Annotated in this window: 10 protein-coding genes and 2 pseudogenes; 4 read left to right on the forward strand and 8 right to left on the reverse strand. The window is 63.9% G+C overall.

The features are described 5' to 3' along the window. Nucleotides 1–273, reverse strand: a pseudogene (locus tag VGP39_RS13360) (D-alanine--D-alanine ligase); the annotation flags it as partial. 299 nt (nucleotides 274–572) lie between these two features. Here VGP39_RS13360 and VGP39_RS13365 point away from each other — a divergent pair. Beyond that, on the forward strand, nucleotides 573–908 hold the full coding sequence (locus VGP39_RS13365) for a GIY-YIG nuclease family protein (protein ID WP_327568579.1): 336 nt from the start codon (nucleotides 573–575) through the stop codon (nucleotides 906–908). Nucleotides 909–952: 44 nt separating this feature from the next. Here the strand turns inward: VGP39_RS13365 and VGP39_RS13370 are convergent, their stop codons facing one another. Next, nucleotides 953–1,948: a D-alanine--D-alanine ligase gene (locus VGP39_RS13370; RefSeq protein WP_327568580.1), complete on the reverse strand. Its 996-nt coding sequence runs from the start codon at nucleotides 1,946–1,948 to the stop codon at nucleotides 953–955. Nucleotides 1,949–2,060: 112 nt separating this feature from the next. Beyond that, the gene (murB, locus tag VGP39_RS13375) at nucleotides 2,061–2,981 is read right to left on the reverse strand and encodes a UDP-N-acetylmuramate dehydrogenase (RefSeq protein WP_327568581.1); all 921 of its coding nucleotides are present in this window, start codon (nucleotides 2,979–2,981) and stop codon (nucleotides 2,061–2,063) included. An 11-nt stretch (nucleotides 2,982–2,992) separates the two neighbouring features. Here murB and VGP39_RS13380 point away from each other — a divergent pair, with 11 nt between their 5' ends. Beyond that, nucleotides 2,993–3,328 carry a GIY-YIG nuclease family protein gene (locus VGP39_RS13380; RefSeq protein WP_327568582.1) on the forward strand — a complete coding sequence of 112 codons (336 nt, stop codon included), beginning with the start codon at nucleotides 2,993–2,995 and terminating at the stop codon, nucleotides 3,326–3,328. 68 nt (nucleotides 3,329–3,396) lie between these two features. Here the strand turns inward: VGP39_RS13380 and murC are convergent, their stop codons facing one another. Both murC and murG read right to left on the reverse strand, forming a co-directional pair. Continuing rightward, nucleotides 3,397–4,800 (reverse strand): UDP-N-acetylmuramate--L-alanine ligase, encoded by a 1,404-nt coding sequence (murC, locus tag VGP39_RS13385; RefSeq protein ID WP_327568583.1) that lies wholly within the window; start codon nucleotides 4,798–4,800, stop codon nucleotides 3,397–3,399. Between the two features lie 232 nt (nucleotides 4,801–5,032). Further along, nucleotides 5,033–6,133: an undecaprenyldiphospho-muramoylpentapeptide beta-N-acetylglucosaminyltransferase gene (gene murG / locus VGP39_RS13390; protein ID WP_327568584.1), complete on the reverse strand. Its 1,101-nt coding sequence runs from the start codon at nucleotides 6,131–6,133 to the stop codon at nucleotides 5,033–5,035. 212 nt (nucleotides 6,134–6,345) lie between these two features. Between murG and VGP39_RS13395 the strand changes: the two genes are divergently transcribed. Together VGP39_RS13395 and VGP39_RS13400 are read left to right on the forward strand one after the other, a co-directional pair. Next, the gene (locus VGP39_RS13395; RefSeq protein ID WP_327568585.1) at nucleotides 6,346–6,468 is read left to right on the forward strand and encodes a GIY-YIG nuclease family protein; all 123 of its coding nucleotides are present in this window, start codon (nucleotides 6,346–6,348) and stop codon (nucleotides 6,466–6,468) included. Nucleotides 6,469–6,488: 20 nt separating this feature from the next. Continuing rightward, complete coding sequence (locus tag VGP39_RS13400) at nucleotides 6,489–6,668, forward strand: hypothetical protein (RefSeq protein ID WP_327568586.1); 180 nt, start codon at nucleotides 6,489–6,491, stop codon at nucleotides 6,666–6,668. Nucleotides 6,669–6,751: 83 nt separating this feature from the next. Here the strand turns inward: VGP39_RS13400 and ftsW are convergent, their stop codons facing one another. The 3 genes and pseudogenes from ftsW to mraY form a co-directional block, all read right to left on the reverse strand. Further along, nucleotides 6,752–7,912 (reverse strand): putative lipid II flippase FtsW, encoded by a 1,161-nt coding sequence (gene ftsW, locus VGP39_RS13405; protein WP_327568587.1) that lies wholly within the window; start codon nucleotides 7,910–7,912, stop codon nucleotides 6,752–6,754. A gap of 228 nt (nucleotides 7,913–8,140) precedes the next feature. Then, nucleotides 8,141–9,541: a UDP-N-acetylmuramoyl-L-alanine--D-glutamate ligase gene (gene murD / locus VGP39_RS13410; RefSeq protein WP_327568588.1), complete on the reverse strand. Its 1,401-nt coding sequence runs from the start codon at nucleotides 9,539–9,541 to the stop codon at nucleotides 8,141–8,143. A 226-nt stretch (nucleotides 9,542–9,767) separates the two neighbouring features. Beyond that, nucleotides 9,768–10,088, reverse strand: a pseudogene (gene mraY, locus VGP39_RS13415) (phospho-N-acetylmuramoyl-pentapeptide-transferase); the annotation flags it as partial.

A 10,088-nucleotide genomic window follows, 5' to 3' on the forward strand; every position in this document is an offset into this window, starting at 1 on the left:
CATTGCGCAAAACTCGTCAAATGTTATGCCCGCAAACGCTTCGCGGGCTCCGGCTCACGTGACGTCCTGGTGATGCCGGGCTCAAGTGTTGACCTCAAAGAGCAGATGAGGGTCCCCTCGATGCGGTCGTCGAAGCGGAAATCCGCAACAGCTCACGCCCCGGCAGCCAGACGCCACACGCGCCGCCAGCGTTAACCTTCGGACTTCCTGGTAAACAAAGGGTAAAATAGGCGCGCACAGGGCGCGATTTGATGCGGGGTGTGAAGGGTTTGCGCTATTTCCGTCATGGCCGGGCCTCATCCCGGCCATCCGCACCTCCGTCATGGCCGGGCTTCGTCCCGGCCATCCAATTCTTTCTTGCTTAAGCGCCGCTAAGACGTGGATGCCCGGCACAAGGCCGGGCATGACGAACTCGGGCAGCGAAGCTCCTGCTCCGTCATGGCCGGGCGTCGTCCCGGCCATCCACGTCTTCCTTGCTTGAGCACCGCCAAGACGTGGATGCCCGGCACAAGGCCGGGCATGACGAACTTGGGCGGTGTTGAGTTGAGCTTTGAGGGTGTCACAACTCCGTCATGGCCGGGCTTGTCCCGGCCATCCACGTCTTGCAGAATTCCCGCATGGCAGGTGGCTGGATTTACATTCTGACCAACCGTCCGAACGGCATTCTGTATGTCGGCGTGACAAGCGATCTCGTCCGTCGCATTTATGAGCATCGCGCGGGATTCGTCGCAGGTTTCACCAAGCGATATGGGTTGAAATGGCTGGTCTACTTCGAGCGGTTGGACGATATCCGAAACGCGATCCAACGCGTGCACAACATCAAACATTGGCCGCACGCGTGGAACCTCCGGAAAATTCTCGCTGTCAACTCTGACTGGGATGACCTTTACGAAACGATCGCGAGGTAAAGACGTGGATGGCCGGGACGGGCCCGGCCGTGACGCGTTTGTTTTTACTTCCACCCCGGCTTCTCCGCCAGCGCGATCTGGTCGTTCAGGAAATCGGCGAACTCGATGCCCTGCGCTTTGAGCGCCTTGGGATAGAGCGAGGCCGCTGTCAGGCCCGGCAGGGTATTGGTTTCGAGAAAGATCGGCCCCTTTTCCGAAATGATGAAGTCAGAACGGGAATAGCCGCTGCATGACATCGCGCGGTGCGCCTTGAGCGCCTGATCCATGATCTCGGCGCTGAGCTCAGGCCCAAAACGACCCGGGCAGATTTCCTGGGTCGATTTGGCAAGATATTTGGCGCGATAGTCGAAGCCGAACCCGCCCTCCGCCGGGATGATCTCCACGGTCGGCAGCGCGATCAGCGAGCCGTCCAATAGCTCCAGCACGCCGCAGGTCGCTTCGGCGCCGGAGACGAACGGTTCAAGCAGGTATTCTTCGACTAGTGCCGCGCGGCGCACGGCGACGATGTCCTGGGTCGAGTTGACGAAGATCAGGCCGTAGCTCGATCCGTCGCGCGCCGGCTTTGCGATCAGCCTGCCGTGCTCGGCCAGCGCCCGCTCGGCATCTTCCAGCGCCACGCCGGCCGGCGCCTTCACCCCCGCGATGGCCGCAAAACGCTTGGCGGCCACCTTGTCGAAGGCAAGATGCGAGGAGGCGGAGCCGGAACCGGTGAACGGAACCCCGCGCATCTCGCACATCGCCTGAAGCTCGCCATTCTCCGCGACGCCGCCGTGCAGGCCGAGCACCAGCAGGCGGTCTTCCGCGCTTGCCTGGTCGAGCGCGGCTTCGATCCGGCCGAGGCCGGGATTTTTCGGCTCGAACGGTTCTTCGAACGGACGGGAATGACCGAGCAGCGCCGGGGGCTCGACCTCGTGCACCGTGTCGCCGACATTCCAGAACCACAGGTCGGCTTCGGGCAGCGCCGAATGCAGCGCCTGGGCGCTGGCCACCGACACCAGGCGCTCCTTGCTCAAGCCGCCAAAGAGAATGGTAATCCGCATTGCTGATTCCAATCGGTTCGTCATGGCCGGGCTCATTCCGGCCATCCACGTCTTGCTTCCGTTCGCCGAGAAAGACGTGGATGCCCGGGACAAGCCTGGGCATGACGGCTTGCTAAACTGCGATCCCGATTCGCTTGATTTCCCACTGTAACTCGATTCCGGAGTTTTCTTTCACCCGTGCGCGCACGGTCTCGCCCAGCGTCTCGATATCGTGCCCGGTGGCATCGCCGGTGTTGATCAGGAAATTGCAGTGCATTTCCGACACCTGCGCGCCGCCGACGCGCAGGCCGCGGCAGCCGGCGGCGTCGATCAGCTTCCAGGCGCTGTGGCCGGGCGGATTCTTGAAGGTCGAGCCACCGGTCTTTTCGCGGATCGGCTGCGCGGTCTCTCGATGGTTTTGCACCTCGTCCATGCGCGCGCGGATCGCCTCGGGCGGGGCGATGCGTCCACGAAAGCGCGCCGAGGTGAAAATGATCGATGGGTCGACGCCGCTGTTGCGATAGACGAATTTCATTCCGGCATTGTCGAAACTGTGCTTGCTGCCGTCTCGGCCGATGCCGGTCGCTTCGATCAACACATCCTTGGTCTCGCCGCCATTGGCGCCGGCGTTCATGCGCAACGCGCCGCCGATGGTGCCGGGAATGCCGAAATAAAATTCCAGCCCGCCGATGTTGGCGGCGGCGGCAGTCTCGGCAACGCGCTTGTCGAGCGCCGCGGTGCCCGCGCGAACGATGTCGCCCTCGGCGCTGGTCTCGCCAAACCCGCGCGGGCTTAGCCTGATCACGACGCCGGGCATGCCGCCATCGCGCACGATCAGGTTGGAGCCGACGCCGACGACGGTGACCGGAATTTCGCCAGGCAGGTTTGCGAGGAAATATGCGAGGTCGTCTTCGTCCGCGGGCGTGAACAGAATTTGGGCTCGCCCGCCGACGCGAAACCATGTCAGCGGCGCCAGCGATTCGTTGGCGAGCAACCGCCCGCGCAACTCCGGCATCGTGGCTCTGAGATCGGGCGTGAGGTCGGGGAAGGTCATGATTTTTCGTCATGGCCGGGCTTGTCCCGGCCATCCACGTCTTGCAGAATTCCCGCTTGGCAGGTGGATGGGTTTACATTCTGACCAATCGCCTGAACGGCATTCTGTATGTCGGCGTCACAAGCGATCTCGTCCGTCGTATCTACGAGCACCGCTCGGGATTCGTCGAAGGTTTCACCAAACGATATGGGTTGAAGCGATTGGTCTATTTCGAGAAATTTGACGACATCCGAGACGCCATTCAGCGCGAGCACAACATCAAACATTGGCCCCGCGCATGGAAAGTCCGGAAAACCCTCGCCGGCAATCCCGATTGGGACGACCTTTTCGAAACAATCACCAAGTAAAGACGTGGATGGCCGGGACGAGCCCGGCCATGACGAACTTGAATGCGGAGCAGATTGCATCGAACCGCTCACCCCAGCGCCTTCAATTCGGCCGGCAGCGCGTAGGCCCATTGCGTGATGTTGCCGGCGCCGAGGCAAACCACGTAGTCGCCGCGGCCGGCGACGCCGCGCACCACGCCTGCCAGATCGGCGGAATTCTGCAGCGGGATCACCTCGCGGTGGCCGTGCGCGCGCAGGCCGAGCACGAAGTGATCGCGGTCGATGCCGGGGATCGGCGCCTCGCCGGCCGGATAGACCTCGGCGACGACGACCGTATCGGCGTCGTTGAAGCAGGTACAGAATTCCTCGAACAGCGATTGCAGCCGCGTAAAGCGATGCGGCTGCACCACGGCGATCACCTTGCCGTTGATGGATTCCCGCGCCGCACGCAGCACTGCCGCGATCTCGACCGGGTGATGGCCGTAATCGTCGATGATGGTGACGCCGTTATATTCGCCGGTCCTGGTGAAGCGGCGGCGCACGCCGCCGAAACCGGCGAGCGCCTTTCGGATCATGTCGTCGGAAAGGCCGAGTTCATGCGCCACCGCGATCGCCGCGGTGGCGTTGAGGGCGTTGTGCCGTCCCGGCATCGGCAGCACGAGGTCGGCGATCTCGTGCCTGGTGCCGGCCTTGCGGTTGCGGAACGCCACCTTGAAGGTGGAGCCGGCGTTGACGGCCGCAAGATCGAGCAGCCTTGCATCGGCCTGCGGATTTTCGCCGTAGGTGATGATGCGGCGATCCTCGATCTTGCCGACGATTGTCTGTACGACGGGATGATCGATGCACATCACCGCAAAACCGTAGAACGGCACGTTCTCGACAAAACTGCGGAACGCATCCTGCACCGCCTCGAACGTCTTGAAGTGATCGAGATGCTCGGGGTCGACATTGGTGACGATGGCGACGTCGGCCGGCAGTTTCAGGAACGTGCCGTCGCTCTCGTCGGCTTCCACCACCATCCACTCGCCGGCCCCGAGCCGCGCGTTGGTGCCGTAGGCATTGATGATGCCGCCATTGATCACCGTGGGGTCGAGGTCGCCGGCATCGAGCAATGCAGCCACCATCGAGGTGGTGGTGGTCTTGCCGTGGGTGCCGGCAATCGCGACGCAGCTTTTCAGCCGCATCAGTTCGGCCAGCATTTCGGCACGGCGCACCACGGGGATGCGTTGCGCGCGCGCGGCCATCAGTTCGGGATTGTCGCGCCTGATCGCGGTCGACACCACCAGTACGTCGGCGCCGGCGACGTTCTCGGCCTTGTGGCCGACGCTGATGGCGATGCCCTTGTCGCGCAGGCGGTTGACGTTGGCGCTCTCGGACGCGTCCGAGCCCTGCACCGTATAGCCGAGATTGCTTAAGACCTCGGCGATGCCGCTCATGCCGATGCCGCCGATCCCGACGAAGTGAATGGGTCCGATCTCGCGCGGCAGTCTCATGAAGTTCGTCTCATATGTTCCGCCATGCCCGGGCTTGTCCCGGGCATCCACGTCTTTCTTACTTGCGTCATGCCCGGGCCTGGCCCGGGCATCCACGCCTTTCTTACTTGCGTCATGCCCGGGGCCTGGCCTGGGCATCCACGCCTTTCTTCGCTGCAGGTTATGAAAGACGTGGATGGCCGGGACAAGCCCGGCCATGACGCCAAAATGATGAAATCCGCCCTTGTTTCGGCTAAATTCCCGCGACTTTCGCCACCAGATCGGCCAGCCGCTCGGCGGCATCCAGTTTGCCGACGGTGCCCGCGCCCGCGGCCATCGCGGTCAACCGCGCAGGCTCCGCCGCAAGGCCGGAGATTTCCGCGGCCAGCCGGTCGGGCGTGAAATCCGCTTGTGCGATGCGGATTGCCCCGCCGGCCTGCACCAGCACGCCGGCATTGGCGAACTGGTCCTGATCGATCGAGCCCGGCAGCGGCACCAGGATCGAGGGACGGCCGACGGCGCCGAGTTCTGCCACCGTGCCGGCGCCGGAGCGCGAGATGATGAGATGGCTGGAGGCCAGCCGCGCCGGCAGGTCGGCAAAGAACGGCGCCAGTTCGGCGTTGATGGTGAGCCGGTCATAGACCGCGCGCACCCGCGCCATGTCTTCCTCGCGCACCTGCTGCACCAGCAGCAACCTGCTCCACAGCGCCGGCTCCAGCCGTTCGATCGCGCCGGGCACGATGTCGGACATCACGCGCGCGCCCTGACTGCCGCCGACCACCAGCAGGCGCAAAGGACCTTTCGGTTCAGGCATTTCGAATTTCACCCCGGCCGCGGCGAGGATCGCAGGACGCATTGGCGTGCCCGTCGTTGTGGTTTTCGCCGCCAGATCGGGATCCTGATCGAGCACGCCCGGCAATGAGGTCGCAATCGCGCTGACGCGGCTTGAGAGAAACCGGTTGGCGCGGCCCAGCACCGCGTTGGAATCATGGATGATGCCGGGAATGCCGAACAGCCGCGCGGCGAGCAGCGGCGGCAACGTCGGATAACCGCCAAAACCGACCACAACGGCCGGCTTCAATTTGCGCATCAGATTGAGCGCGACCGCGGTGCCGGCGGCGAGCATCGCACCGGTGCGCGCCAGCGACCATGGATCGCGGCCGCGCAGGGTTTCGCTCGGCACCACGTCGATCAGGTCCTTGGTGAACAAGCCGCTGTAGCGCAGCGCGCGGGAATCCGTGACCAGCCGCACCCGCATGCCGCGTTTCATCAACTCGACGGCAAGCGCCTCGGCGGGAAACAGATGGCCCCCGGTGCCGCCGGCAGCGAGCAGAATCAGCGGGGAGGTGGTCATGAGCCGTCTTTAAACGAAAGTCCTCATCCTGAGGAGCGGCCGTTTGGCCGCGTCTCGAAGGATGGCCGCATACTCCAAGGTTCGAGACGCGCGCCAAGCGGCGCGCTCCTCACCATGAGGGTTGTACTGAATAGCGATGCAATCATCCATCGGTTGACCCCAAATCAATCGCCTCATGCTCCAACGCGTTTGGATCGACGAGCAGTTCTGAAATGAACGTAGGCGCATATCTTTATATCGTTCGCTGTGCTGACGGTAGTCTGTACATTGGTACGACCCGGACAGCGCTTGAAATACGAATTGCGCAACATAACGATGGAACTTTCAAAGGATAACCGAGGCTAGGCGACCAGTGGTGCTAGTCTATGCCGAATGGTTTGACCGGATCACCGACGCCATCGAAAACGAACGTAAGATAAAGAAATGGACGCGTGCCAAGAAAGAGGCATTCATCCGCGGTGATTTTGCGTCACTGCGGGTTCTGGCAAAGCGAAAGACGCCTTTTTTTTCGAAACGCCCACCACCCTCATCCTGAGGAGCGGCCGTTTGGCCGCGTCTCGAAGGATGGCCGCGCGGCCATGGTTCGAGACGGCGCAAGCGCGCCTCCTCACCATGAGGTCAGGCGTAGCCGCGCGCCGTATGGGCGTCGTTGGCGTCGCCGATCGATTCCATTTCGGTGCGGGGCCGCAGCCGCGTCAAGGCCAGCATCATGCCGACGCCGTAAGCCAGCGAGATCATCGACGAGCCGCCGTAGGAGATGAACGGCAGCGTCATGCCCTTCGCCGGAATGAGATGCAGGTTGACGGACATGTTGATGGCGGCCTGTACGCCGAACAGGATGGCGAGGCCGGAGGCTGCAAAGCGCGCGAACAGGTCCTCGGTGGCATAGGCGCGCGACAGCGTGCGGATTACGATGAAGGCGAACAGCGCCAGCAGTGCCAGGCAGAGGATGATTCCGAATTCCTCGGCCCCTACGGCGAACACGAAATCGGTGTGACTGTCGGGAAGGCTGCGCTTGGCGATACCCTCGCCCGGTCCGAGCCCGAACCAGCCGCCATTGTAAAAGGCTTCCATCGCGGTATCGACCTGAAAGGTGTCCCCCGATGCGGGGTCCATGAAGCGCTTGATGCGGCGGGCGACGTGCGGCACCAGCAGATAGGCGCCGAACAGGCCCGCTGCGGCTGTGCCCGCGAGCCCCAACACCCAGACGATCCGCATCCCGGCGATGAAGAACAGCGCGCCCCACACCATCAGGATCAGCATGGTCTGGCCGAAATCCGGCTCCATCACCAAGAGCGACACCAGCGTCATCAGCAGCGTCAGCGCCATCGAGGTCGCCGGCATTTCCGGCCGACGCGCCGATTCGGCGAACAGCCACGCCGCCAGCACCACGAACGCCGGTTTTGCGGATTCCGAGGCCTGGATGTTGAGACCGAGCAGCGTGATCCAGCGCCGCGAGCCTTTTACCTCCGGCCCGAACAGCAAGGTCGCAACGATCAGGATGATGCTGATCGCGAACACGATCAGCGCGGCGCGGCGGATCTGCCGCGGCGACAGGAACGACACGCCGATCAGCACGATGAAGGACGGCAGCAGGAACAGCACATGCCGGTTGAAGAAATGAAACGGATCGAGCCCGATCCGCGTCGCCACCGGCGGGCTCGCCGCCAGCGACAGGATGACGCCGCCCAGGATCAGCGCCGTGATCGCCGCCAGCAGCGGCCGATCGACGGTCCACCACCATTCGCTGAACGGCGTGCGTTGTTCACGGGAGATCATGGGCGCATTTCCGAAAGGCAGAGGTTTGCCCATTGGTGCGCCGTCACGGTTTATGGAGGGTTAACGGGGCGGCTTCTTTCTTACCCTCCCCTGGAGGGAGAGGGTCGGCGCGCATCGCGCGAAGCGTGATGCGTGACGGGGTGGGGTGAAGCCGCGAATGAACACGTCACCCCACCCCGACGCGCGTTTCACGCGCGTCGACCCTCCCCCTCCAGGGGAGGGCAAGAGTCACACCACCTTTTTCACCCCCGGCAGCGCCAGCACCAGATCGCGGAAACGGTTGCCGCGGAGTTCGAAATTGCGGTACTGGTCGAACGACGCGCAGGCCGGCGACAGCAGCACTACCGGCTCCGGCACACCGGAGGTTTCGGCGTCGCGCGCGGCGTTCGGAATCGCAAATTCAAGCGTATCGCTGAGCTCATAGGGCACCCTGCCCTCGAGCGTCGCGGCAAACTCCTGCGCCGCCTCGCCGATCAGATAGGCCTTGCGGATACGTGAAAAGTATTCGGCGAGACCGGTGATGCCGCCGGTTTTCGGTTTTCCCCCGGCGATCCAGAAAATATCGGCGAAGGACGACAACGCATGCGCTGCCGCATCGGCGTTGGTGCCCTTGGAGTCGTTGACAAAAAGCACCGCGCCGCGCCGGCCGACCTGCTCCATGCGATGCGCGAGGCCGGGAAAACTGCGCAGGCCTTTCTGCAGGTTATCCTTGCTGACGCCAAACGCCAGCGCGCAGGCGGACGCACAGGCGGCGTTCTGCGCGTTGTGCAACCCGCGCAGCGAACCGATGCCGCCGATATCAGCGATCTCTTCGCGGGCGCCGCCGGCCGCGCGCACAATCATCCCGCGTTCCACGGTAACGCCATCCGCCAGCGGGCGTTTCACCGAAACCCGAATGACGCGCTTGCCGGACTGCTCGATGCGATCGGCGATGGCCCGGCACCAGCCGTCGTCGACGCCGACGATCGCGGCGCCCTGCGGCTGCACGCCGGTGATCAGCCGCTGCTTGACGGAAGCATAATGTTCGATGCTGCCGTGGCGGTCGATATGGTCCTCGCTGATATTGAGCAGGATGCCGACGCTGGGGTCGAGCGATGGCGCAAGATCGATCTGGTATGACGACATCTCGATGACATGGACGCGGCCGGCGCGCGGCCGCTCGAGCTGCAGGATCGCGGTGCCGATATTGCCGCCCATCTGCGTGTCGTAACCCGCAACCTGCATCAGATGCGCTGTCAGCGCCGTGGTGGTCGACTTGCCGTTGGTGCCGGTGATGGCAACGAATGGCGCATCCGGCGCGTGGCGGCGGCGCTCGCGGCAGAACAGTTCGATGTCGCCGATCACCTCGACGCCGGCCTCGCGCGCCGCCAATACCGACCAGTGCGGCACCGGATGGGTCAGCGGCGCGCCCGGCGTCAGCACCAGGGCTGCGAAATTCACCCACGAGACCTTGCGCAGATCGGCGGTGATGAAGCCGGCCTGCGCCGCCTTCGCCAGATTGTCCGCGCTGTCGTCGCCGGCAATAACCTCCGCGCCGCCGGCTTTCAGGGCATGACAGCTCGCAAGCCCCGAGCCGCCGAGCCCGAACACCGCAATGGTCTTGCCGGCAAAGCTGGTGACCGGAATCATTCTTCACCTCTCCCCGCAGGGGAGAGGTCGACGCGCATCGTCAGATGCGCGGCGGGTGAGGGGCCTATCCGGGAGTCCGGATGCGTGGAGAGACCCCTCACCCGAAGCCTGCGCTGCGCTCCGGCTTCGACCTCTCCCCTCCGGGGAGAGATACGGCACGTACGCCAGGGGTTATGGGTCCCCGCCTTCGCGGGGACGACCCGGGGTAAGGTCTCCGCCACCCTCATCACCGCAGCTTCAGCGTAGAGAGGCCGGCCAGCGCCAGCATCACCGAGATGATCCAGAACCGGATCACGATCTGCGGTTCGGTCCAGCCGAGCTGCTCGAAGTGATGGTGGATCGGCGCCATCTTGAAGATGCGTTTCCCGGTGAGCTTGAACGACGCCACCTGCACGATGACCGAAACCGCTTCGAGCACGAACAGCCCGCCGATCACGGCGAGCACGATCTCGTGCTTGGTCGCCACGGCGATCGAGCCCAGCATGCCGCCGAGCGCGAGCGAGCCGGTATCGCCCATGAAGATCGACGCCGGCGGCGCGTTGAACCA

The sequence above is a fragment of the Bradyrhizobium sp. genome, assembly GCF_036009065.1.
GTDB lineage: Bacteria > Pseudomonadota > Alphaproteobacteria > Rhizobiales > Xanthobacteraceae > Bradyrhizobium.

Bases quoted from the DNA above. Each gene is read 5' to 3' on its own strand.
- murD (WP_327568588.1), bottom strand. From the start codon at position 9,541: ATGATTCCGGTCACCAGCTTTGCCGGCAAGACCATTGCGGTGTTCGGG.
- murG (WP_327568584.1), bottom strand. From the start codon at position 6,133: ATGACCACCTCCCCGCTGATTCTGCTCGCTGCCGGCGGCACCGGGGGC.
- murC (WP_327568583.1), bottom strand. From the start codon at position 4,800: ATGAGACTGCCGCGCGAGATCGGACCCATTCACTTCGTCGGGATCGGC.
- murB (WP_327568581.1), bottom strand. From the start codon at position 2,981: ATGACCTTCCCCGACCTCACGCCCGATCTCAGAGCCACGATGCCGGAG.
- ftsW (WP_327568587.1), bottom strand. From the start codon at position 7,912: ATGATCTCCCGTGAACAACGCACGCCGTTCAGCGAATGGTGGTGGACC.
- VGP39_RS13395 (WP_327568585.1), top strand. From the start codon at position 6,346: ATGAACGTAGGCGCATATCTTTATATCGTTCGCTGTGCTGACGGTAGT.
- VGP39_RS13365 (WP_327568579.1), top strand. From the start codon at position 573: ATGGCCGGGCTTGTCCCGGCCATCCACGTCTTGCAGAATTCCCGCATG.
- VGP39_RS13370 (WP_327568580.1), bottom strand. From the start codon at position 1,948: ATGCGGATTACCATTCTCTTTGGCGGCTTGAGCAAGGAGCGCCTGGTG.
- VGP39_RS13380 (WP_327568582.1), top strand. From the start codon at position 2,993: ATGGCCGGGCTTGTCCCGGCCATCCACGTCTTGCAGAATTCCCGCTTG.